Annotated in this window: 21 protein-coding genes; 3 read left to right on the top strand and 18 right to left on the bottom strand. The window is 55.0% G+C overall.

The genetic code is table 11. The annotated features are described in order from the left end of the window. Nucleotides 1-18: 18 nt before the first annotated feature. Together EL361_RS03360 and EL361_RS03355 are read right to left on the bottom strand one after the other, a co-directional pair. On the bottom strand, nucleotides 19-1,440 hold the full coding sequence (locus EL361_RS03360; protein ID WP_172961620.1) for an ABC transporter substrate-binding protein: 1,422 nt from the start codon (nucleotides 1,438-1,440) through the stop codon (nucleotides 19-21). 277 nt (nucleotides 1,441-1,717) lie between these two features. Further along, the gene (locus EL361_RS03355; protein WP_126376602.1) at nucleotides 1,718-2,623 is read right to left on the bottom strand and encodes a hypothetical protein; all 906 of its coding nucleotides are present in this window, start codon (nucleotides 2,621-2,623) and stop codon (nucleotides 1,718-1,720) included. 340 nt (nucleotides 2,624-2,963) lie between these two features. Here EL361_RS03355 and EL361_RS03350 point away from each other — a divergent pair, with 340 nt between their 5' ends. Together EL361_RS03350 and EL361_RS03345 are read left to right on the top strand one after the other, a co-directional pair. Then, entirely contained in the window at nucleotides 2,964-4,442 is a 1,479-nt protein-coding gene (locus EL361_RS03350) for a DUF342 domain-containing protein (RefSeq protein WP_126376600.1), read from the top strand. Nucleotides 4,443-4,456: 14 nt separating this feature from the next. Beyond that, nucleotides 4,457-5,596, top strand: coding sequence for an HD domain-containing phosphohydrolase (locus EL361_RS03345; RefSeq protein ID WP_126376598.1), 1,140 nt, complete (start codon nucleotides 4,457-4,459; stop codon nucleotides 5,594-5,596). A gap of 72 nt (nucleotides 5,597-5,668) precedes the next feature. On the opposite strand, the gene EL361_RS03340 is transcribed toward EL361_RS03345, so the two are convergent. The 9 genes from EL361_RS03340 to EL361_RS03300 are packed head-to-tail and all read right to left on the bottom strand — an operon-like array spanning nucleotide 5,669 to nucleotide 13,618. Next, a complete protein-coding gene (locus EL361_RS03340; RefSeq protein ID WP_172961619.1) occupies nucleotides 5,669-6,706 on the bottom strand; it encodes an FAD:protein FMN transferase in 1,038 nt (345 codons plus the stop codon). After that, a complete protein-coding gene (locus EL361_RS03335; RefSeq protein ID WP_126376593.1) occupies nucleotides 6,696-8,819 on the bottom strand; it encodes an FAD-dependent oxidoreductase in 2,124 nt (707 codons plus the stop codon). The genes EL361_RS03340 and EL361_RS03335 overlap by 11 nt, the downstream gene beginning before the upstream one ends. Before the next feature lie 22 nt (nucleotides 8,820-8,841). After that, nucleotides 8,842-9,090 carry a hypothetical protein gene (locus EL361_RS03330; RefSeq protein WP_126376591.1) on the bottom strand — a complete coding sequence of 83 codons (249 nt, stop codon included), beginning with the start codon at nucleotides 9,088-9,090 and terminating at the stop codon, nucleotides 8,842-8,844. A 13-nt stretch (nucleotides 9,091-9,103) separates the two neighbouring features. After that, nucleotides 9,104-9,679 carry an electron transport complex protein RnfA gene (locus tag EL361_RS03325; RefSeq protein WP_126376589.1) on the bottom strand — a complete coding sequence of 192 codons (576 nt, stop codon included), beginning with the start codon at nucleotides 9,677-9,679 and terminating at the stop codon, nucleotides 9,104-9,106. A gap of 39 nt (nucleotides 9,680-9,718) precedes the next feature. Further along, nucleotides 9,719-10,393, bottom strand: coding sequence for an electron transport complex subunit RsxE (gene rsxE / locus EL361_RS03320; RefSeq protein WP_126376587.1), 675 nt, complete (start codon nucleotides 10,391-10,393; stop codon nucleotides 9,719-9,721). Between the two features lie 11 nt (nucleotides 10,394-10,404). After that, on the bottom strand, nucleotides 10,405-10,977 hold the full coding sequence (gene rnfG / locus EL361_RS03315; protein ID WP_126376585.1) for an RnfABCDGE type electron transport complex subunit G: 573 nt from the start codon (nucleotides 10,975-10,977) through the stop codon (nucleotides 10,405-10,407). Nucleotides 10,978-10,980: 3 nt separating this feature from the next. After that, entirely contained in the window at nucleotides 10,981-11,952 is a 972-nt protein-coding gene (locus EL361_RS03310; RefSeq protein WP_126376583.1) for an RnfABCDGE type electron transport complex subunit D, read from the bottom strand. A gap of 45 nt (nucleotides 11,953-11,997) precedes the next feature. Further along, entirely contained in the window at nucleotides 11,998-13,131 is a 1,134-nt protein-coding gene (locus EL361_RS03305) for a 4Fe-4S dicluster domain-containing protein (RefSeq protein WP_172961618.1), read from the bottom strand. A 7-nt stretch (nucleotides 13,132-13,138) separates the two neighbouring features. Further along, nucleotides 13,139-13,618 (bottom strand): cytochrome c3 family protein, encoded by a 480-nt coding sequence (locus EL361_RS03300; RefSeq protein WP_126376579.1) that lies wholly within the window; start codon nucleotides 13,616-13,618, stop codon nucleotides 13,139-13,141. Nucleotides 13,619-14,302: 684 nt separating this feature from the next. On the opposite strand from EL361_RS03300, the gene EL361_RS03295 reads away from it, so the two are divergent. Further along, nucleotides 14,303-15,490, top strand: coding sequence for a putative sulfate/molybdate transporter (locus EL361_RS03295; RefSeq protein ID WP_126376577.1), 1,188 nt, complete (start codon nucleotides 14,303-14,305; stop codon nucleotides 15,488-15,490). 27 nt (nucleotides 15,491-15,517) lie between these two features. On the opposite strand, the gene EL361_RS03290 is transcribed toward EL361_RS03295, so the two are convergent. The 7 genes from EL361_RS03290 to EL361_RS03260 form a co-directional block, all read right to left on the bottom strand. Then, a complete protein-coding gene (locus EL361_RS03290) occupies nucleotides 15,518-17,830 on the bottom strand; it encodes a PAS domain S-box protein (RefSeq protein ID WP_126376575.1) in 2,313 nt (770 codons plus the stop codon). 199 nt (nucleotides 17,831-18,029) lie between these two features. Beyond that, nucleotides 18,030-18,458 carry a response regulator gene (locus tag EL361_RS03285; protein ID WP_126376573.1) on the bottom strand — a complete coding sequence of 143 codons (429 nt, stop codon included), beginning with the start codon at nucleotides 18,456-18,458 and terminating at the stop codon, nucleotides 18,030-18,032. Between the two features lie 42 nt (nucleotides 18,459-18,500). Then, entirely contained in the window at nucleotides 18,501-19,139 is a 639-nt protein-coding gene (locus EL361_RS03280; protein WP_126376571.1) for a histidine kinase, read from the bottom strand. A 4-nt stretch (nucleotides 19,140-19,143) separates the two neighbouring features. Then, a complete protein-coding gene (locus EL361_RS03275) occupies nucleotides 19,144-19,509 on the bottom strand; it encodes a response regulator (RefSeq protein WP_126376569.1) in 366 nt (121 codons plus the stop codon). Further along, nucleotides 19,494-21,227 carry a sensor histidine kinase gene (locus EL361_RS03270; protein WP_126376567.1) on the bottom strand — a complete coding sequence of 578 codons (1,734 nt, stop codon included), beginning with the start codon at nucleotides 21,225-21,227 and terminating at the stop codon, nucleotides 19,494-19,496. The genes EL361_RS03275 and EL361_RS03270 overlap by 16 nt, the downstream gene beginning before the upstream one ends. 24 nt (nucleotides 21,228-21,251) lie before the next feature. After that, nucleotides 21,252-22,475: a response regulator gene (locus EL361_RS03265; protein WP_126376565.1), complete on the bottom strand. Its 1,224-nt coding sequence runs from the start codon at nucleotides 22,473-22,475 to the stop codon at nucleotides 21,252-21,254. A gap of 14 nt (nucleotides 22,476-22,489) precedes the next feature. After that, nucleotides 22,490-24,616: a SulP family inorganic anion transporter gene (locus tag EL361_RS03260; protein WP_126376563.1), complete on the bottom strand. Its 2,127-nt coding sequence runs from the start codon at nucleotides 24,614-24,616 to the stop codon at nucleotides 22,490-22,492. Between the last annotated feature and the right edge of the window lie 2 nt (nucleotides 24,617-24,618).

Raw genomic sequence — 24,618 nt, 5'->3', positions numbered from 1 at the left:
CATTCCTCTCAAATCGCTCTATTGCACGGGAGTTGTGTCGTATCCCATGGCCTCAAGCAACAGTTTCGCCGCCCGGGAATCATGGGAGATTGGTCGTAACAGTTCATCATACCCAAACCCACTTTCCAGAAAACAAGTCGCGAGTCTGTCCCCATAGCCACCATAGACCTTTGCCAGAATCTCCTGCCAATCAACGGCGTATGTAACGGCTTTACGCAATCGAATGTCATTAAATGGCGGACGGGCGTTATTGAGTTCAATCTGGTAGGAACGTGTCCCCTCAACAGGCTCGGCCCTGACTGAATCATTCTGATTGATTTCTGGCAGTCTATTGAAGGGAACTTCTTGCGTAATGTGAACCTGTCCCCTCAACAACATTTCGATTCGCTCGTCAGCTACGGGAATCAAACGAAAAACAACCCGCCTGATTTTGGCAGGCCCCACAGGCTCAAGCGCCGGAGATCCGCCGTAATAGCGGTCGAATCGTTCCATAATCACTTCCGAATCAAAATTGCCGGAGACATATCTGAATGGCCCGGAACCAATCGGATGTTTAGCAGCGAATTCATCCCCCACCCGCTTGAAGTATGCCTTGGGGACAATCTGAAAATGCACAAGAGCCTGCAAGAAGACAGAGAAAGGACGATCCAGAACAAATTTAACATTATAATCATCCAGGGCTGTTACACGAACCAGGGGTCCCAAAAGTCCCTTGCGGGGGCTCGGCCTGCCACCCACGCCGTACGGATTCAGAATCCGATCAAAGGTGAAAGCCACGTCATGAGCCGTCACGGGGGTTCCATCATGAAAAACAGCACCAGTACTCAGGGTAAATATGTATTCCAATGCGCCAACGCGAACCCAAGATTCGGCAAGCTCAGGTACAACAACACCCTCAGGCGTTCTAGTCACAAGCCCATCAAACATGTTTCGAATCAGGGTTTCGGAATTTCGGCTGCGAAAGGCTGCGGGATCAAAAGAAAGAAAACGGGTATCGCCTACACCAACCACCAACTCCTCACCGTTTGTCAATTCCACATCATGCAGATTGATTCGGCCATCCATGGAGGGGCGATAGCCTTTGACCAGGTTGGAAACACCGTCGAAACGCAGAAGGGTATAGCCAAAAATCCATGGAGTCTGGTCCTGTATGATGCGTTGCGCCTCCTGATAGGACTGCTGTCGAACGACCTTGCTTGGCGCCCCTCCCCCTTGTTCCAACAACGCATCCACATACCCATTGGAGTAGCCGGAGAAATTGCCTCGCCCTCCCGTCATCAGTTTAGGCACGGCCAGATCGAACGGATCGAAATATGCACTGCCCCAATCCGTGAGATACGCGGCCCGATCCCCCTTGAGCACGGCGGCCAGCATATCCCGCCTCTCCCAGACAGAAACCCTGGCATCAATACCGACCTCACCCAACTGCCGGGCAATCATCCGGGCCTCGTCAGCACGCTCTGTAGGGGAATCAAGTACAAATGAAAATCGTTCTGCCCCAGCCTGAAGTGGCGTCAACAGAAAAAATGAAATGATCAACAGGAAAAAAGATGCAACGCGAATGCGCACCGGACACATCCCCCCTCTTCAATTATCTACAAAGCGCAAGACATTAACAATATCTCAACATTACAGAAGAAAGGAGATTAATTCCACCGTTATCTCATTTGAAAGGAGAAGAAACAGTCACAACAAAACAGTTCACCAACAGCGTATTTCAAACTGAAAAAGCAACGTCATTCATCAGGTGCAGCAAATCCTGCACAGCATGAATTCCTGACACAAAACCGAGGTCGCAGCTTCTCAGCCCAGATAATGCGCTCGTACCATAAAGAGTAGAAATGATACGATCCATCACTCGCATCTCATTTTCCAGTACTTCCGGTTCAACATGTGGAGCTCGATCCCCGGTCAAAAGCATCGTCTCGAAATTGCTCTTATCCAAGCGTTCCTGAAAGGCTTGATGGGTCTTCAATTGCCGTTCGGCATCCTGTCGCTTCCTGATCATGGCGGCAGCCAAATCCCCGGCATCAACCTCGGATTCTAGAAAAAGACAGCAGAAATCCAACAAGGACATGAAGTCCGAATCACTTCCCAATTTCATGATCACTGAATTGGCGAAATGTCCCGCCTTGAAAGTCCAGGGAAATCTGGCCCGCCGCAATCGAAATCGCGCCATCAGGGCCAGCTTGTCCGGCAAGCAGCGCAGGGCAGCCTGAACAGCCGCTGGCGAGGTTCTGGTGAGGCGCAACCTGCGAACCAGCATGCGGGAATCATCACTGGTCAGGGCAAAACGAATTTCCGTGGCGTCCGGAAGCTGAAAACAAGCCGGTTCGCCTTCCAGGGTCCGGGCAAGGGCAAGAGTATGAGCCTCGGTCCACTCCAGGTCGACCAGTAACGATTCCAACTTCGTCGAAATTTCAACATCGGGGAAAAGCAACAGTTCTGCCAGCATCATACGATCCGGGTTGTCCAGATCATTCAACACGCTGTTCCAATCTCCGTACTCGCCGATATCCAGCACGTCCTCTGCCAGACGTAGAACGCCCACATCCACAGCAGAGACTGACGCCAGCCCTTGCTGCAACGTACAGACAACAAGATCAAACCAATGTTCAGACATACAATCAGCCTTATCCTTCCCCCCACTTTCTGTCCATGCTCGGCAACGATAAGAGCACGTCAACATGGAGCATCCAGCGATTGCCTATGATCCTGCTCGTGTGATATGGCAACAACTGAAAACGCTTGAAAACGGCCCATTTGCTTTGGCTATTCTGATTCACAGCACAGCAGGAACGCAGGCCCATCATGGAGTATAAGGAACACCGCCCCCTCAGGCGAATCCTCAAGACAAATGGTAATCTGAAACGACCAGTGGCGGTGGGAACACAATTCGGTACTCTGCCAAGCCAGCGTGGGTTCGAGAAGGATGCCTCCTGTTCCGGACTGCCCTATCCCCCTTGCACGAAGACTCCCCCGGCTGCGAGTTCGATCCGGAAACCAGAACACTGGTGGCAACCGTCTTCGGCACGGTTCAATTCACCAAAGAGGGAATCAGGATCATCCCAAGCTGGGAACTCTCTCATGACAAGACACTACTCATGGTGGATGTCCACCCCGAAGACTTCAATGGAGAAGAGATATCCTCCGGTCGGCTGTTGGCCGTCATTCCCCCGGAAGCCAAGGAACTTGAACTCGATTTCGAAGCCTTGAATGCGGCCTTGGCACAAGCTCTGGAAACCAAGGAATTCTGTCCCGCCGTCATGGCGCGAGGCCTGCTGCCGGAGCCTGGACAGGATGGAAGACTCAAACTGGCCTTCAAGGCAGATCAGACAGCCGGAACCCTGCGCGAAGACGGCAGTATGGACTTCCGCGAACGCGGCGGCATCCACTTCGTCAACGAGGGTGATGAGCTTGGCATCCTCTATCCGCCCATCCCCGGCACTCCCGGGCACGACATCTTCGGCACTCCCATCGAACCGGCTGAGCCACAGCCGTCCAAGGCCAAAGCCGGCCAAGGCGTCACCAGCACACACAACGACGACGGCACGACGGCCTTCACGGCGTCGCGCGTGGGCGTCGCTCATTTTCTGAATGACACTCTGGAAGTCTCGGAACTTCTCGAAATTTCCGGAGACGTGGATTACGACACCGGCAATATCCACGCCGAGCATGGCGCCGTACACATCCGTGGAGCCATCAAGAGCGGCTTCAAGGTCGAGGCCTCTGGTGACGTCATCGTGGACGGCCTTATTGAAGAGGCCGATGTCACTGCAGGCGGTCTGGTCGTAGCTGGCGGGATCATCATGAACGGCAAGAACAAGGTACAGGCCGAGGGCAATGTATCGGCCAAATTCTTCCAGAATGCCCTTGTCAGGGCCGGAGGCGATGTCATCGCCGAGCTGGAAATCTCACACAGCGACATCATCGCCACGGGGAGCATCATTGCCCTGGGCAGAAAAGGAATCATCAGCGGTGGGCACATCATCAGCGGCAGCGACATTCACGCCAAAATCATAGGCAATGAATCTCGCTCCAAGACCATCGTGGAAATCCGATTGCCATCGCCCAGGCAGGACCAACTCACCAATGCCCGCAACCAGTTGACCGAAGAACTCAGCAGGCTGGACAAAGCCATCGGGGCCGAAGATGCCCTGACCATGTTGATGACCGCTCCCGAGGAAGACCGACGCATCTTGGCAGAACTGGTCAAGGTTCGAGGTAAGATCCAGGCGGATATCCGAACCATTGACGAATCCATTGCCACGGAACGCAAAGCTCTGGAGGACCTCCTGGCAGAGAAGCAGGTCAAGGCCGAACAACAGGCATTCTGCGGGACAGAGGTCATCTTCAGTGGAAAATCACTCAAAGTTACCGAAGACATGAACGCCCCCCGATTCCACTGGAATCCACAAGATCGCAAGATCGAGACGGACTAGAGAGCAATACAACGATGCCCACCATCCTGTTTGTCGATGAAAATGATGCCGTTATGGCTAATCTGCCCGAAGTCGCACACGACAAGTTTGAGCTACTGCTGGCCACGTCATACGAGGACGCCACAAAGCGGCTCAAAGGCCAAAACGACATCGCCGTTGTCGTCACCGAACTCAACCTGAACGGTGAGGACGGCATCGTCTTTCTGGCCAACGCACGCCAGAATTCTCCTGAGACAGTGCGCATCATCTTCACGGCCCAGAATGATTTTCTTGATGCCTTCAATGCCCTGAACACAGCCCAAGCGTATCGTTTTGTCAAAAAACCCTGCCCACCTCAGGACCTGCTCAAGGTCATTGCCAAGGCAGTCCGCCGTCATTCCCGCAAAATCAAGGAAAGACGAGCGGCGCGCAACAGCCTCATCGGCAGCGTCAAGGCGCTGGTGGATATCCTGGACATGGTCAACCCCGAAGCCATGGGCCTGAGCAAGCGCATCCGCTCGCGAGTCATGGCCACAGGCAAGGCCCTGGAAATCAAACCACTCTGGCAATTGGACCTCGCAGTAACATTGTCACACATTGGTTGTGTCGCCCTGCCCGCAGAAATCCTGAAAAAGATCGACCAAGGGGACAACCTGACTCCCGAAGAGCTTCAGATTTTCGGTATGCACCCGCGCATCGCGGCCAACCTGCTGGCCAACATCGATCAAATGGCACCCGTTGCCGAAATCATTCGTCATCAGCTCTCCCCGCAGCACGACAAACAACCTCTTGAGTCCAGAATCATCAAGATTGCCCTAGATCTGGACCGAATGGTTCAAAAGGGAGCCGAAGCCATCAACGTTCTCAAGCACATGAGGGCCAAGGACAAGATCTACGACCCTCTGGTTGTGGATGCCATGCTGAGTCTGGAGGGGACAACCCAAGCTCCAGAACCTAGCTCTGTTCGGGAAATTTGCATCAGTGAACTGGAAGAAGGCATGATCATGGCCGAGGACATGGTCAACAAGGAAGGAACTAAGCTTCTGCTGCGTGGGCAAGCCGTCAGCAAGCCCTCCCTGATTCGCCTGCAATCCTTTTACATTGCTCTGGGCGTCATCGAACCCATCCGCGTGATGGCCGAGTCTGCCCGGGAAGCCGCACCCGCCTGTTCATGAAAAAAGGCCCACTGCAGACGCAGCGGGCCTTTCTTATATCAGCCTCTCCCGACGCTGAAAGAGAGGATCGGGCTAGGCTCGTTCCAATCCCGCCCAATTTCTGGTGGCGATGCGTGCCCCACTTCTCCCCAACACCAGGCATTCACGCCCGGAAAGAGAGTCAACCAGAGACACACCTGCCTGAGCAGGCATCACCATGACAGCAGTAGACAGGGCATCGGCTTCCATGGCTGTCGCAGCCACAGTACTCACACTTACGGTTTGACTTGGGCTCAAGCCAGAAGCCGGATTGATCACGTGATGATGCTTACCCGCAGGGTCATAGCTGCGCTCATATCCACCGGACGTGGCAATGGCGCAATTGGCCAGACTCAGCACACTGGGATGTTGACCATTGCCCGTTGGGTCTTCTACGGCAACGGTCCAGCGGCGCGCCCCACTTACACGAATATCGCCACCAGCGTTGATCATCAGACCGGAAACCCCAAGGGCAGTCATGGCCTCGCAGGCCTTATCCACGATATAGCCCTTGCCCATACCATCCAGGGTCAAACTCATTCCCGGCTTGTCAAAACAGATATCCCGGCCATCCACGGTCACAGCAGAGCCGTCCACAAAGGACAACGCCTTGGCCAACTCCTGCCGGGAAACAGTCAGCGATCCGTCAGGGCGCAGGCTATTACGAATAAGGTCAGCCACAGGAAGCACGGTGGCATCGAACGCGCCGTTGGTGAGTCGGGTCATCGCCACCGAGCGTTCTGTCACGGCAACCAGTTCCGGGTGGGCCCTGCGCAGCTTTCCAACGCCATTGAGCACACTGATTTCCGTGCCTTCGCGATGACGATCGAAGATGTCGCTTAACCGACGTATTTCACCAAAAGCGGCCTGCACGGCCTCCTCGGCTCTATCGGCACTATCATCGTGCGCAGTAACAGTCACAAACGTTCCCATAAGCAGTGCCGTGCGGGTCACCTCTGCCTGCCCAGCACGCTCTGTCGCACGACCGAAGCTGACTTCTGCCAGGGCTGAAAGAGGTGCCAGGGCAGTCCCTACGCCCAGCGCAACAGCAGCCTGCAACACGTCGCGTCGGCTGTAACCTTTACTCTGCATCCTTCTTCTCCTCGTACTCGATGAGTCGAACATCTTCGTCGTCTTGATACTCACTGCCCGCTTCGGCGTCATAGCAGGTCAGACCACAGCGCAGGCAACGACTGGCCTCCTTGAGCGCAAGACGTTTCTCCAAAGGTAGACTGACTTCTTCCTTGAAGGTACTGCGCCGATCTCCCACGGAGATCTCCGGCACCTCGACCCGGGGAATGGTGTACTTGACCCGCATCCCTTTCAAAATGGACTCGGTGATGACACGCTGCTGGGGATTCACCGGTTTGGCGATCTCACCATCGGTGAGCAGCATATGAATGGATCTGGCAGCCACACGGCCATCGGCCACGGCCTGCACCACCACATTACGGCCCGAATACAGCTCTCCGCCCACGAACACGCCGGGCACCGAGGTCTCCAGCGTCACGTTGTCGGCATCGATGGTCCCTTTCTTGGTGATCGCAAAGGGGCTGGTTCCATCCTGAACCACATACGGTGTCAGGTCCGGCACACGATCAACACAGTTGATCACCAGATCACACTCGATCTGCTCTTCGGTTCCTACCTGAAGCAGAGGCTCGCCCGAGCATTTCTTGGGGTCCTTGTACTCGGTCTGACCGTACTCCACGCACATGTCACCAACTTCACATGGCACTATGGCCGTAGGTACGGTCTTGTACAGGATCTCGGTCCCCAACTCCTCGGCCCGATCGACTTCCTTGTTGTTGGCCTGCATCTTGCGTTTGATATGCTTGGAAAGCACCGTCACCGAATACGCTCCCAGACGTCCCGCACTACGGGCCACATCCATGGCAGTGTTGGTGTCTCCGATAATTACCAGGCGCTTGCCGGACAGGTCCGGGCGATCCTTGACGATCCGCCCCAGGAATTCCACGCCGTCAACGACGTCCATGGAATCCTCTCCGGGAAGATCCAAAGCCGGCGTTTTCCAAGCACCGGTCGCCAGGAAAATCGCCTCAAATCCTTCAGCCTTCAATGATTCCAAGCTAAAGTGCTCACCCAGCGTCTTACCGAGACGGGCTTTGACTCCCAACTCCAGAATACCCTGCACTTCCCAATCCATAACCCGGTTGGGAACACGGTATTCAGGAATGGTGTGACGAACCATTCCACCCAGGCTGTCCTTGGAATCAAAGATGTGCACTTCGTGGCCCAGCCGCGCCAGGAAATAGGCGCAGGACAGGCCCGCGGCACCGCCGCCGACCACCGACACCTTGTGTCCGGTATCGGGATTCTTTTGCAAAGGTACGCGCCCACCGGAACCCATCTCCCAGTCGGCCACATAGCGTTCCAGAGAATTAATGGCCACGCCTTCGTCCACAATCTGGCGCCGGCAGATCGTTTCGCAACCATGAGGACAGATACGTCCCACCACAGCGGGCAGCGCAATGTGATCCTTCAAGGTCAGCAGGGCTTCGCCCATCTCGCCATTCTTGAGCTGCTGAATCATGGTGCGCACGTCCAACTGGGCCGGGCACTTTTGCATGCACGGAGCCAGACAATCCGAGAGCTTGTTCAGATGCAGCAAGTCCGTGGACAGTCCTTTCAGACGCAAAGCACCCGTCGGGCAGACCTCGGCGCATTTACCGCAAGACCGGCACAAGGCCTTGTTGATGATGGGCAACCCCTCGGCGCCAAGCTCAATGGCACCAAAGGAACAGGCCTTCACGCAGGACCCCAGTCCCAGGCAAGCCAATCCACAGGCCTTGTCACCGCCATAGAGCATGGCTTCGGCGCGGCAGTCTCGTGCTCCCGAATAATCAAACATCAGATTGGCACGTTCACCCCCGGTACAAATCAACGAAGCCAGGCGAGGTTCCTTGAAGGCCACACTTTGCCCCATGACCTTGGCCACGGCTTCGGCAATCTCCATCCCACCGGCCACGCACAACGCGGGCGGAGCCTCACCCTTGACCACGGCTGCCGCTGCAGCGCTGCATCCCGGATACCCACAGCCACCGCAGTTGGCACCGGGGAAGCAGGACTCCACCGCCGTAATGCGAGGGTCTTCTTCCACATGCAAAACCTTCGAGGCAGCGGCCAACACCGAAGCAGCGACCAGCCCCAAACCAGAAAGCAGGAATATCGAAGTGCTTACCATTGGATATCCTTAGTGGCTGGAGTTAGGCGAGAGAATGACCTGCCGCGAGCCAAAGCAACGCAGCATCGGCGGCAAGCACGGCCAGGGCCGGAACAGCCAGCTTGGCGTGGCGAGCGAGGGGAGTTCCGGGAAACCCGGTTTCCATCCCGCGACGAACACGACTGACCAGATTGACCAAAGCCGCCACGGCCAGCATGAAAGCCACGGCATGGAACAGGGAACCGGCCACCAAGGGGATGACCGCCAGAATCAACAAAATGGAATTCAACATCAAAAATTCTCCTTTATGCGCCCATGCCTTGAAAGGCAAAGAACGCCAATGACATGGCTCCAGCCATGATCAGGGCTATGGGAACACCACGGAAGGCCTGCGGCACGGGGGCCACGTCCAGGCGTTCGCGAATGGCAGACAAAATAACCAGGGCAACCGTAAACCCCACCCCCGAAGCCAATGCGTAAAGCAGCGACTTGCCAAAACCGTATTCGTTACGCTGAACCATGATGGCAACGCCAAGCACGGCACAGTTGGTGGTGATGAGCGGCAGGAAAAGCCCCAGGGACTTATACAACGGTGGAATCACCTTACGCAGGAACATTTCAACGAATTGCACCAGCGAGGCGATGATCAGAATGAAGGCAATGGTCTGCAGATATTCCAGCCCATTGGGAGCCAGGGCATAGACATGCACGGGCCAGGTGATGGCCGTAGCCATGACCAGCACGAAGATGACCGCGCCGCCCATGCCCAGAGCCACATCGGTGCTCTTGGAGGTACCCATGAAGGGGCACGCGCCAAGGTACTGCACCAACACGATATTGTTAATGAAAATGGCAGATATGACAAACAGGAAAGTATCCATGAAATTATCCCGTGGTTGATGGTCCAGCGCTTTGGGCGCTTACATCTTGCAGGCTTTGCACGAACCGCAGCCGTCGCCACAACCGGTAATCGGCTTGGGTGCGGGCAACTGATTACGACGCGCATGCCAGGCATTGAAAGCGTTCATGCCAGCCAGGATCAGCCCCAGGCCGATGAATGCACCAGGAGCCTTGACCATGATGGCAAAGGGCTGAAAAGCATCCCACATCACGCCATGCCCGAAGACCGTACCGTTGCCCAATATCTCACGCACCGCCCCCAGAAAGGTCAGAGACAGAGTGAAGCCGATGCCCATGCCCAAGGCGTCCATGATGGAGGACACAATCGAGTTTTTGGAGGCAAAGGCCTCGGCCCGGCCCAAAATCAGGCAGTTGACCACGATAAGTGGCACGAAGATGCCCAACTGCTGGTACAGCGGATAGGTATAGGCCTGCATCAGCAATTCGACCGTGACCACCAGCGATGCGGCGATGACGATGAAACAGGCTATACGGACCTTGGTCGGAATCACCTTGCGCAGGGCCGAAATAATGATGTTGGACATGGTCAGTACGAAGATGACGGCCAGCCCCATGCCCAGGCCGTTTTCAGCAGTGGTGGTCACCGCCAGGGTCGGGCACAGCCCCAACAGCACCCGGAACGGGGGCAGTTCGGTCCACAGACCCTTGGAAAACTCCTTCATCAACTTGCTCATGGCGTTCTCCTTTAGCCCTTGAAGGCCTTGATGATGGCAGGTTTCAGCGACTCGTAGACCTTGGCGGCATTGGCTACGGCATTCGCCGTCCCCACGGACGAGAAGGTCGCACCGGAGACTCCGTCGATGTCACCGCCCTGTGCCTTGAGTGCCAACCCACCAAGCGAGTGGGCCGCAAACTGTCCGGTAAAGGACGGCTCCATGACACGAGTGCCCAGCCCGGGGGTCTCGGTCTGTGTGGTCACGCCAATGCCCATCAGGGTGTCGTCTGCCAGATTGAATCCGACCATCACACCGATGTTGCCCGAATAACCGGGGGCAAAAGTTTCCAAAGCCACACCCACCAACTCGCCATCGCGAATCACGGGGAAGACGAACTGCTTGTCATCGCCCAGAACCTTGCGCTCGGCGATGGGGTCGTTGTCATGCTCGCCGACCACAGCCAGCAGCGCGGGGCCCTGAACATAGGTCAGGACCTGACCTTCAATGCGCTCCCGGGTGGCCTGCTTCAAAGTGGCCAGCGAAAAGCCGGACACGCCGCAGATCAGCGACAGCACCACGATCATGTGCAGAATCTCTTTCATGGGTTACCTCGCTCCAAAGGGCTTGGGCCGCACACGGTCCAGCAATGGGGACAGCAGATTGACCAGCAGAATGGCAAAAGGCACGCCGTCGGTGTAGACACCCCAAGCCCGGATCACCACAACCATCACGCCCGCCATGAGTCCGAACAGGATCATGGGCATCCGTCCCACGGGACTGGAGGCGGTATCCGTGGCCAGAAAGAATGCGCCAAAAACGACACTGCCCGTCAGTAGGTGAAAGACCGGTTCGGCATACAGACTGGGGTCGATCATGTGCAGCAGTCCTGCCATGCCCAGGACACCGGCAAGAAAGGCCAACGGGATGTAAGGCCTGATGACCTTGAAAACCATCAGGGCTACTCCGCCCAGAGCAAGCGGAATGATCTGCACCGCGCCCAGTGCACCCAAATGCCTGCCCAACAACAGATCAATCATCTCGAATTGATCCAAGGCCTGTACCCCGAAATACTTGAGTTGAGCCAAGGGCTCGTGCATGGCCGAAGCCGCCATGGCAAAATCGACATCCATGGCTGCGGGCCAGGAAATCCGACACATGGCCCAGGCAACAAGAGGCGCACACAGCGGGTTGGAGCCGAAGCCACCGAAGAGTACACGGCCCAGAGAGGTGGTCAGTATCGCACCCATGGCAACCAGCCACCACGGAGCCGAAGCAGGCAACAAAAAGGCAAACAGCAGCCCCGCGTACAAGGCGCTGAAATTGTCCACATCAACATCGCGGCCAGCAAGGCGCAGGCACAGTGCTTCCGTCAGTACGGCCACGGAACCGGCCAGTGCCAGGACTCGCGCGGCATCCAGGCCGAAGTTCCCCATGGCCATGATCGCGGCCGGAGCCAAAGCCAGCAACCCGGCAAGGGAGAGCCCTCTCACGCCCAATCCCGTCCGCACATGCGGCGGCGGACAAACAACCAGGGCACCGGCGGAGTCCGCAAGCGGTTTAATCACAGGAGGTGTCATATTCGTTTCCTTCTGATGAGGTATCGTTGAATCGCGTCGGGCCCGTTAAGCGTCCAGAGTCGTGCGGACCTGCTCCTTGGCGAAGCGGATCAGATGCAGCAATGGGCGTCGAGCCATGCACACCGTGGCGCAGATGCCACACCCAAAGCAGATATCCAAACCTTGCTTGCGGGCATCCTCAAAACGATCGAATTCAGCGTAACGCGTAATCAGGTTGGGCATCAGCCGGGCCGGACAATGCAGGACGCATTCGCCGCAGTTGATGCAGGGCACGTTTTCCACGGGGGCAACCTCACCCGCCTTGACCAGACCGATGGCCCGACACTGCTTGGAAATACCCTGATCCAGACTGTAGGCGGCTTCACCTCGCATGACACCTCCCAGCCGAACCACGTCACCTTCGGCGCACTCCAGGCCTCCTTCGGCCAAGGCGTGACGAAGCGGAGTCCCCACGGGTATGCGCCAATTGTTCTCACCCACGGTGACGACAACCTCGGTCACGGGCAGACCGGTGGTGGCAACCATGCCTAATTCCCACAAAGCATGAATATCGAGAACGGCTGTCCCTTCAGCATTCTCCTTGCCGGTAATGGCTTTGATCAGCAAAGGCTCGATGGAAGCCGGATATTCGGCCCGCACGGTCTGCACTTCGCAGTCGCCCAGGCCCTGAACCTCGGGGCCTCCCGAAGTTACAAGAATGCATCGGGATGGCTTCACCAGTCGACGAGCCAGACTCAGCCCCTCAATCAGGATATCCTTCTCGTGAGCCAGCAGAGCTTCGGCGGATGTTACTCCGGGTTCTGGATTCAGCCCGTTGATGAGCAACAGTTCGGATTCCATCAGAGGAGTCGCGCTCACCCCCAAACGGCGCAATGTGCGAATCATCTCCTTATCGTCGTCCACGGAGCTCAGATCCACAGGAGCGACACCCCCGCCCTCACCGGGCAGCATGGTCACATAAGCAAAACTGACCTTGGTCACCTTGCCCGCCAAAGAGGCGTGGACATCGGCACTCCCCTGTCCCGGATGCTGGGCAACAACGGCGCCCTTCTCCAGTTTCTTGCCACGAGCCGTTTTCAGGCTCATGCCGCGCACCGGTATATTCAACAGTCCCGGAACGAGCATTTCCTGAATAGGCTCAATATGGTCACTGCGTAAGTTGAAATCGATCTTGGTCATGGCGTCCTTACTTGGCGTGGCAGGTTGAGCAGCTCTCTTCCCCATAGGGGCCGGCATCTTCCGCCTTGTGGCAGTCCATGCATTGGCCATGGAAAGCGTCGGCTCTGGTCAGCAGCATGTCGGAGTCGGGGCGTTCGTCATCGGACATACTCGAGACGGGCTCACTGTCATGACAACGCTCACAGTATTCCTTGCTGGGAAAAGCCCGCTGATGCACTTCCTTGAACAACCCGTCAAAGGCCTTGGGGTGGCAGCTGCCACAAGCAATGGGTTCTGCGCCTTCAACACCATCGTGGTGGCAATCGGCACAATCATATCCGTAGTCATCAGCATGGATGGCGTGGGTGAAAAAGACTCTGCCGCCATTATTGACCATGAGAACCCTGGTGGGGGACTTCTGCACCACGGGCGGCTGTGAGTATCCAACGATCGCCACAGCAAGCAGAACAGCAATGGTGACGACTATAGGGACATATCTCTTGTGCAACGAACACTCCTTATGGAGTTACGGTTCCTGAATCGGTTGCGGCCACAATGTGCCGGACCCTCTACCTGAAATTGGTTGGTCAATCAACCAAGCCTTACTTTAGCAAACATCACGCCAGACCAAAGCCAATCCAGGCGTCTGAGCTGGGAAGCAATCACCAGATTCAGGCCGCACCGATTAGTAAATAGGTTCAATTTTATCAGAAATTTAAGAAGACAGTTGGGTATCTATCTGCAGGCCCATCAATGAGAGGAAGACAAAGGCAATCAATCACATCTCGGACGCGGGAATGACGGTACGTCCACTTTTCCACACAAGCCCGAACGAGTAGTAAATGCGCGTGGATTCAAGGCTGTGCAGAGTCCTGCACCGGATCAATGTGATATTGACATCAGAAATTTTCCGATTCTTCGGACATCTCAACGCGCCTCATGACAACGCCTCAAAAAAAGATGCGCATGCCGCTATTTTCAGATAAGCGACGCAACAAAATCAGCAGAAGCAGCTCACAGAGGCGATTTTTTCCATTTCCGACTGTGGTCTGTCCGAACATGAGGACATGAAGGAGACAAGCTGGCCGATGAGGCTTTACTACTCATACAAGACTGGTATTACATTGACAGACTTGGTCATTTTAATCACAGAATGGCCTAGGAATTTCACAGGTGACCCCGGAGCACATTGATGACCTATCGTTTAAGCAAGCTTGAAATTGCCGGTTCTCTCGCCGATCTGGGCGTCATTCTGCCCATTGCCGTGGGCATGATCATGGTCAATCAACTCTCACCCCAGGGCGTGTTCCTGTCCGTGGGCCTGTTTTACATTGCCTCAGGCATCTATTTTGGCACCACAACCCCAGTGCAGCCCATGAAGGTCATGGGTTCCTATGCGATCACCATGGGGTTGGCATCCTCGGAAGTGCATGCAGCAAGCTTAACCGTGGGAGTGACATTGTTTTTGATCGGACTGTCTGGCTCCATGAAACGCATCATTCGTATCATCCCCAAGCCAGTCATCCGAGGTATCCAGCTCTCTACCGGCATCCTGCTGATGGCGCAGAGTGTGCGTTTTGTGTTGGGTGAAGCCCCACTGCAGCAACTTCGCCATTCGGCCGAACCCTTTCTCAGCGTGACCAAGCTGGGGCCAGTACCCATCAACTGGCTCCTTGGCCTTGCAGCCATGGGCCTAACCATGGCGCTACTAACCAGCAAGCGCTTTCCTGCAGGACTTGTTGTGATTGGATTCGGCATTCTCTCCGGTCTCTTGCTCGGGGCGGCAACAGACGGTATCGCACTGGCACCACAGCTTCCCAGTCTGATGCCCGAAGGTATGCCATCTCTGGACATGCTTGTGGCAGTCTTCATAGCACTGACCCTCCCGCAGCTCCCCATGACCTTAGGAAACGCCGTTATCGCCAATGCCGATCTCGCCAAAGAATATTTCGGCGACGATGCCAGACGAACCACACCCAAAGCCCTGTGCCTTTCCATGGGTCTGGCCAATCTTGGCAGTTTTCTGCTGGGAGGAATCCCCATGTGCCATGGGGCAGGCGGGCTGGCAGCGCACTACCGATTCGGCGCACGCACTGCAGGCTCAAACATGTTTATTGGCGGGCTGTTCGTGATCACGGCATTACTGCTGGGTGACACCATCCTGGACGCAGTACGGCTGATACCACTATCAGTATTGGGAGTTCTTTTGTTTTTTGCGGGAAGCCAACTGGCGCTGACCATTCTGGACATGAAAACTCGCCAGGATCTGTTTATCTGTGTGACTGTACTCGGGATCACCCTGGCCTCGAATCTTGCCGTAGGATTCATTCTCGGAGCAGCCCTTGCCGCGCTGATGCGCTCAGGTCGTTTCACTCCCTGACACCACGCATGACGATTCTTCCCGGTATCAAGCACTTATGGGCAAAACAATCTTGAAGGTAGTGCCTTCGCCCGGCACAGTTTCAAAGGTCAAATCTCCGTTATGTGTATCCCTGATAACTGTCTGTGAAATGGCCAACCCCTGCCCGGTACCCTTGCCCGGAGCCTTGGTCGTATAAAACGGCCTGAAAACATGGTCCCGATCCTCAGGGGCAATGCCTGAGCCATTATCCGACACTTCGAGATACACCCAGTCCTCATCATGAGCGGTCCTGATCCTGATCTCACCCTTGAGATAATCTTTGGCCTCCACTCTGGGCTCGATAGCCTGAGCTGCATTGACGATCAGATTCAAAAGCACCTGATTAATCTGCCCGACCACGCATGGAACCATCGGTAGACCTTCTTCCAATTCCATAATCAAGTCGGCCATGTACTTCCACTCGTTGGTTGAAACGATCACGGTATTGCGAACAAGCTCGTTCAAATCGGTTGCAGCCTTTTCCTCAGCCCCGGGGTTGGCGAACTGCTTGACCGAACGCACAATGGCAGCGATACGATCAATTCCTTCCAGGCTTTCAGTGATGGCGGCCGTCATATCTTCCTGAAGATAATCAATCTGCTGCTTTGCCAGTTCATCCTCCAACTCCTGAACCAAAGCCCGCGTCTCTCCCCCATTGTCCACCGCAAGACGCAACTCCTCGTACATTTTCAAAACGGCCAGAACAATGCTCGTTGCCTTTCGCAAAAACTGGGTATTATTGAGCACATACTGACAGGGAGTATTAATTTCATGCGCGATACCTGCAGCCATGGACCCCAAAGACTCCAGCATTTGCGCCTGAACAAGCTGTCCCTCGAGTTCCTTGAGTTTGGAAATATCAGCAATGGCAATAGTTGCTCCTTCCAGTTCTCCATCATTGCTGTAGATCAAGGCTGGGGAAACATAGGTATGAACCTGCCGCCCACTATGATGGGTCCAAATCAACTCATGGGGCTCACTCCGAGGCGCAGACTCCATATCAAAATATATCCTGAAACGCTTGGCGTTGGACGGATCAAGAAAATCTTCAATCCGCTTACCGAAAGTTCGCTGACGAGCAATACCGAGCATCTCGCAAAAACGCTGATTGGTGTATTCAAGCTGCCCTTTCTTGTTCAGAGAAACCACAGCCTCATTCATGGATTCCACGAGCACCCGGAATCGCTCCTCACTTTGTTTCAACGCCTGCTCACGAAGCCGTTCTTCGGTAATATCCTGCCCGGAACTCAAACTCCCCAGAATGGTACCACTTCCCCCTTTAATCAGAGTGTTATTCCAGGAGAACAATCGCAGGTGCCCATCCCTTGTCAGCACTTCGTTCTCGTGATGATCAAATGGCTTGAGTGCTCCTGACATCAAGGATTGAAAGACAGCACGTACACTTTCGCTAGAGCGTCGAGGAATGAAATTTTCAAACCAGTCCATGCCTTCAACCGTACCTGGTTCGTATCCCAGAAGCTCGCATCCCTTGCGATTCAACAGAGAAATCCGTCCCGATCTATCCAATGCAAGCAGAGCAACACCAGCGGTATCCAGATACAGCTTGATCCGATCGCGTTCGACCTTCAACTCGGTTTCAGCTTGCAGACGCTTGTCAATCTCCTGGTTGAGCTTATCCCGAGAGGTCGTGACGCGCACGAGTCCTTCAACCATCTTATCCATTGAGACGGCCAGCCTACCGATTTCGCCAATCCCTTTCACACCGGATCTGGCACTTAAATCGCCCCTGGCAACGGCATCGGCAACCCGCTCCAGAGCCCGAATCGGCTTGAAGATATACCTGCGGAACAAGAACATGGTAATCACGGCCAAGCCAAAGATCAGAACCGTCATCGACAGTACAAACTGCTGCACTTTGTTCATCAGCAATTCATTTAACGATTCAAAGGACACTGCAATCTCAAACATACCAATAGGCACACCATTACGGCGAATTGGCTGTTCTTCCCAATGAAAATCTGATGAATTACGAAAGAAATCTGTGCCATACAGCGAAAACTCCAATCCTCGTTTTTCATAGATTTCGCCCTCACTCCTGACGCGCACAAAGGCGACATAGGGCAACATAAACAACGAATCGATGTAATCCCGAATGTAGATATCGTTGTATTCCCAGAGGGCTGAAGGCAAGATAGAGGATGCACGCCGAACCACAGTATGAGCCGTTTCGCGAATCTCTTCTCGCAGGGCTTCGCGCTGGTAATGCAAAGAACCAAGGGTGAACGCGGCCATAATCACCACCGAGAAAACAATCAGGGTGACGATGATACGGGTATACAAACTCGATTGTTTCTGCATGCTTTTCACTCTTGATCAAAAGGACAGTTCTCGGTGTATATCCTACTCGAATATATCGATCTGGCAAGCCATCGGATTCAACCAAAGCCTCACAGTTCCCATATCGTGGACGCTTGCCCATGCTCGTTGGGCAATAAAAAAGGCCCCGCAAGAAGCGGGGCCCTTATCGCCAATGGACGACGCGACAAAGATTCGCGATCTACCAGCCGTGTTTCGTAATGATATCCTGAATCTTGTCCTGATCCTTCTTTTCCAAAAGCACCAGCTTCTTGGCACTGGCCTTCTCGATACGATCCATCAGGGTTTCAAAGTTGGCTGGCTTCTCAAGAACATCCAGAGCGCCAAGCTTCACAGCCTCGATCCCCTTGTCCACGGTGGCGTGGCCAGTCAGCAGGATCACCTGCATCTCGGGGCGTGCGTCCTTGATGGTGCGCAAGAACTCGATGCCATTCATGCCGGGCATCTTCAAGTCCACGACAATCACGTCGTAGCCATCGTTCATGGCAATCTCAAGAGCTTCCGCGGGTTCAGCAGAGGAAGAGACGTCCAGGCCACGGGTCTTCAAACGCTCGGACAAAGTGTCGAGGAAATCCTTTTCATCATCAACGAGCAGCACTTTCTTGGTCATGATATGCCTCCTGTGGGCATGCGGTTGTCTTCAGGCTCGAGACTATCGTCTCAGGCCGAGGGTCAAACAGTGATTTTCAGGCCGGACCTCACAGGTGGCGGCCAGAGCATTCAGCAAAGCCTTCACAGCATTCCCGGAGGGAAGCTCCAAGGCATCGGGAGTAATCCCGATAAAATGAATATCGACACCACTCTCTGTGGTTGCGATTTGAACACTTAACGTCCCCTGAGCAGCAGGGAGTGCGGCTTTGATGCACGCCCCGAGGATGTTCCCAAGCTCAAAGGGCCGGGTCATCAATTGAACCCCTTCATCTACGGATTCAATCACAATTTCAACACGTTTCTGGCTGGCAAGACGAAGATGCAAATTCACGGCAAGAGCCACAGCCTCGTAGACATCCACTTGTCGCCTGGGTTCATCAATCAAATGCCCAAAACGGTTCAGGTTGGCAATAGTCCCGTTGGCGATGCCCACGTGCTTGGCGATACGCTCGGCAATGCGCGCCACCTTCTCATGGTCCAGGGGGTGGCCCTGTTGTGCACGAATCAGCAGGTCATTCATCAGCCCCGCATTTTCGTTGATCAAGGCCAGACTGTTTTTGAGTTCGTGCGAGATGGAGGCGCAAGTGCCACCATAAAATTCCAATCCCGCCGGGCCGAGTTCATCCCATTGTTCCAACATACGGTTACCCGTCCTCGCCTGTGCCCAACACCTTGTGGATTTCTTTGACCAAAAGGTCAATGTTTACAGGCTTGACCAAATAAGGTGCTCCACTGGAGGCTCCCGCTTCGAAGTCGAGTGCGGAGCCATGCCCGGTGAGAAAAATGCACTTCATCTCTGGAAGAATTCGGTAGAGCCGCTTGGAAAGCTCCAACCCACTGATCTTGGGCATTTTCACATCCAACACAGCAAGATCGTAAGCGTTCTCCTTCGCCATATTCAAGGCATCATCCCCCGAGGTGGCGAAATCCGCATCAATCCCTCGGAAGCTGAACCTCTCGGCCAATGCAGCCACAAGGTCCCGTTCATCATCCACTAACAATATTCGCATGTGTCCTCATTCCCTCCCCCGCAGTCACGAGGCAGTACGATTGTAAAAATCGTCCCTTCACCCTCCGTGCTCTCGATGCTGATGTCTCCCGACAACTTATGCACGAGGCCATAGGTGATGGACAAGCCAAGACCGGTTCCACCCGAAGCCGTCTTGGTCGAAAAAAAGGGCTCAAAAATCCGCTTGCGATCAACGTCAGAAATACCACACCCGTCGTCGCTGACCTGGATTCGAATATGATCGTCGTCGGGGCTGTCGGCGGTTACCGAGACATGCCCCCCTTCGGAAACGGCCTGGAAGGCATTGTTCACGAGGTTGAGCAGAATCTGTTGCAGCTTGCCTCGGTCGCATTTGAAATCCGGCTGGCCTTCGGCCACAGCCGTTGTAATCTCAACACTGCGATATTCGGCTTCCTTGCGCAAAAAGCTCATTGTTTCATCAATAATCTCTGCCAGATTGATATTTTCAACCGACACATGAATGTGCCTGGCAAATCCCAACAAGTGCTTGGTAATGTTGCCACAGCGCTCCACTGATTGCTCAATGTCCCGAGCCAGATCCAGCAACCTGCTCTGACTCACATTCTCGCCACCATAGGTCAGCAGATCCTTGAGCAATCCCGTCTTTTCTCCAATCACGGCCAGTGGATTATTGACCTCGTGGGCCACACCTGCTGCCAACCGCCCAATGGAGGCCAACTTGTTGGAATGCTCAACGTGGTGAAGGACTGCAGCCCGATTCTGATCGGCAATATAGATGCTGTTCACCAGATATGTCGCCATTGCCGACACCACCAGCAGCACAACAATGATGCTCGCAATCAGGAAACCCAATAACTGAACACGGGTTTCATACCACGACGCCAACAATCCGGAACGATCCTTGATGACCATAAAAATGAATGGCGAGTCAGGAATATAGGCGTATCCAATAAAAACACGCCCGCCTGCGGCATTTTCCTCGATCACCTCCGAGTGATCTGAAAAAGTGGGAACAGGAAGCTTGAAGTCCGAAAGCACATCGCCGTGATATCGTGAAGGAGTCTGGAGCACACCACCATGATTGATAATGAACGAGTCTCCGCCCGAAGACAGTTCCAGACCGGCAAGGGAACTGAACTGCTCGGTATCCAGGGTTGCACGTAACAGGAAGAAACCACCGCCAGGCAAATCATGGCGCACGACCACAACAAGGTGGGGCACGTTACGGAAGCCCAAAAATACACCGCTGATGTAGCTGCCTCTGGAAGCTGCCAGCCCGAACCAATCCTGCCCTTTGTAGTTCTTGCCTTGCAGATTGTAAGGCCCAACGTAGGTCTTCTGGCGACCGTCCTGGTCAATAATTCCCAAGTCGATGAAGCCACCATGACTCTGGGTCAAATCCTCAAGAAGCAGTTGCAGACGTGCGTTGTCACTCAAGGATCCGTAGGTGTTGTCCCGCAGCACAAACTGCAGGGCACTGATACGTTCCTGAAGATAAAACGAGAGCACACGCTTGGCATTGGACACGGTGCGCGATGTCCTGAGCCGCACCTCGGATTCCGCTGCGGAACGACTGATCTGATAATCAAAAGAGACCATAGCCAACAATGGGGCAAGGGATGAGAATGCCGTCAATACGATAGCCAGCAGCCAAGCTGTCTTGTAATTGAACAGCCCCTTGAAACGATTGGAGTCCGAAGAACCCCGCCAGAATCTTGGTAGAATGAAGTCTCTCATCGCTCTTCCCTTGCCCCTGTATCGTTAGCTGCTGACAGGACGGTTACGAATCTTCTGATTGGCCTGCTTGAGGGTCTGAGACAACACCTCGATGTCCACAGGCTTATGCAGATAGGCAAATGCACCCAGGTCCATGCAGACCTTGCGATCGTCCTCGGAGCCATGACCGGTGAGGATGATCACCTCGATGGCCGGGTTCTCGGACTTGACGCGCCTGAGCACCTCGATGCCGTCAATGCCGGGCATCTTAAGGTCGAGAATCATGACTTCAGGCTCATCTGAACGCATCATGTCCAGAGCTGATTCGCCATCAAAGACAACATGCGAACCCACATCGCGCATCTCAAGGCGCTCAGACAGTGTCTGGACAAATTCGCGCTCGTCATCGACAAGCAGAACCTTGGACGGCATCTCGAAATCAACCTTGCGGTAGATATCGGTCTGATAGAATCCACTGCCCACTTTGACCTCCACATCCGTGACGCCATCAACCTTGGACGCTGCGCTCAGCAACTCGCCTTTCAAGCGTTCAAGCATCATGACGTTCTTATTGATGGTCAGGACAAGCTTGCCGTCCTCGGCACGAACGCCCACGTCGTGGCCTTCATCCACGAGGTACACCTCAGCCTTGGCAGCGAGCCTGAAGTCGTCCAGAGCCTTGCGAGAAAACTCCGTGACGGCCAATGCCTCGTTGGTCAGGTTTTGTTCGATCAAGGACACAGCGCCATCCACGCCCTGCTTATCCATGGGAATCAGCATATCATAGAGCCCCGTTGTCCAGGGATCTTTGGCGCTAAGAACCATGTCGACCCAGGTTGCGCTGTCTGCATCATTCTTGCGGATACGCTTCAGGGCATCCCTCTCTTCCAGTCCCTTATCCTCATGAGCAATCTGCAGCCGATGCTGAATATCGGCAATCAGGCAGACACGAAGACAATGGGTCACGCTGGGCGGAACCAGAAGTCCGGCCGCTCCGTCAAGGATCAGATCCTCACCGGTCAAGGTCTGCGCGGTGGCAAGCTTGAGCCAGGCTACGGTGCGTTCCTTTTCGCGGGTGAAGCGGTTGAACACAGAAGCCTTGGACGTCAGGGCCTTGGCGATTTTTTCCTCGGCCATGCCCGAAAGCTTGGCCGCAGTGGAGACAATCTGCTCGTCACTCAGGCGCACATAGCCCGTGGAGGACATGAGCTTGCGTACCACCTGCTCCTTTCTGCAAAAGGAACCACCGAAGATATTGATAATAGGCATGTTCTTGTTCCTCCCTAGGAGTTGTAGCAAACCGTCGTCAGGGGGCAGTTGCCGCCCTCTTCAGCCGCTTTGTGGGCGTCCTCGTGGATGGTCTCCAGAGCCCGCTCGGAAGTCGCGTAGATATGATCTTCGCCGATCTTCTCCAGCAGGTGGGTCCTGACCAGAACCTTGCGCACCGATTCGTTCACACCTGACAGGGAGATATCCACCCCATTCTGGCGACAACGATCCACCAGCAGGGACAGCACTTCCTCACCAGAGGCGTCCATATCATTCATACCGCTGGCCACCAGCACAATGTGCTGCAGCTTGGGCTTCAAGGACATGCGCTCATTGATCTTGTCTTCCAGGAAACTGGCATTGGCGAAGAACAATGGGCCGTCAAAGCGGACCACATCCACGTATTCGCACTCCATCAGACTATATTCCTCGGCGCAGCGCAGAGCATTATCGTCGGCCATGGCCAGGGAGCGCACACTCGGGCGCATGCTCTTGTACAGGAACACGCCCAGAGACAGTGCAACACCAACCATGATGCCCTTGTCCAGATGCGGAGCAAAAGCCAGGGTCGCCAGGAACGAGATCACGGAGATGATGCCGTCGTAGCGCTGGGCCTTCCAGGAGTGGATGAAACCCGAGGCATTGATCAGACCCATGACAGCCATCATGATAACAGCAGCCAACACGGCCTGAGGCAGATGATACAACAGCGGGGTAAAGAACAGCAGCGCGATGACAACCATGGCACTGGTGAACACGCTGGACAAACCGGTCACAGCGCCAGCCTGGAGGTTAACCGCCGAACGCGAAAACGAACCCGAGACCGGATAGCTTCGGGTCAATGCACCCAGGATGTTAGCCAGGCCCTGACCGATGAGTTCCTGGTTGGGATCAAGGCGCTGGCCGGTCTTGGCTGCCATGGCCTTGGCGATGGAGATGGCCTCCATGAAACCCAACAGGGAGATGATGGCGGCGTAGGACAGCAGGTGCAGAATGATACCCAGGTCAAACTTGGGAATGGTCAGCGCGGGCAGCCCTTCGGGAATCGTACCGACTACGGCACCACCACCGGTGACCAGCAGCGAGGCGGTGTCCAGCAGCTTGTTGCCGACCTTCAAACGCCAGACTCGGCCATCGGTCTCTGCACCAATGGGCACGGCATCCTGCGGGAACAGAGTCAGACCCTCGGGGCCTTCGATACCGGAGAACAACGTGGCACGCAGGCGCTCACGCTCGACGTGTGCAATCTGCTTCTGACTGCTGATCGTGTGGTTGATGCGAATCAGATCATGCGTTGCATCGTTGGCAGCATCAAAATTGTCAGCCTTTTTGGCCTCGTCCAGGGCGGCGGAAATACCGGCCCGCTCTTCGGACAGATCCTGGACAGCCTGGGTTGCAGTATTGAATGCCTGCAGAGAAACAGCGACATCCGCGGACTGAATGGCACTCACATCCACGCGGGCGTCATGCTGGAAACCAATGGCCCAGGACAGAACTGTGGTCAAAGCCACGGCCACCAGAACGTTGGGAATCTTGGGCATGGTGCGCTTGAGGCCGTACATAATGATAAAGGCCAACACTCCCATGCCCAGTGTGGGCCAGTGAGTGTATTGCACGGCCGCTTCGACCACGCGCATGATGGTTTCATAGTGATGTTCGGCCTTGTCCACATAGACACCAAACATCTTGGACAATTGGCTGGATGCGATGATGATGGCGGCGGCGTTGGTGAAGCCGTTGACCACCGGGTGAGACAAGAAGTTCACGACCAGCCCCAACCGCAGAATGCCCAGCGACAACTGAAAGACACCCACAAGGACCGCCAACAGGATTGCATAGGCGATATAGCCCTCGCTTCCTGCCGTGGCTAGTGGTTCCAGGCTGGCTGCCGTCATAAGTGAAACCACCGCCACCGGGCCAGTAGCCAACTGACGGCTGGAGCCAAACAGAGCGGCAATCATCGGAGGCATGAAAGCGGCATACAAACCATAATAGGCAGGCAGACCCGCCAGCTGGGCGTAAGCCATACTTTGAGGAATGAGGACCAGTGCGACCGTGATACCGGCTAAGGCGTCGAGTTTGAACTTTTCGGCGCCGTACCCTTTGAACCAGTCGAGAAAGGGCAGGATTCTCGTGAGCATAG

This window comes from Desulfovibrio ferrophilus, assembly GCF_003966735.1.
Lineage (GTDB): Bacteria > Desulfobacterota > Desulfovibrionia > Desulfovibrionales > Desulfovibrionaceae > Desulfovibrio_Q > Desulfovibrio_Q ferrophilus.
The sequence above is the reverse complement of the archived record's forward strand: the minus strand, read 5'-3'. Positions and strand labels throughout refer to the sequence as shown.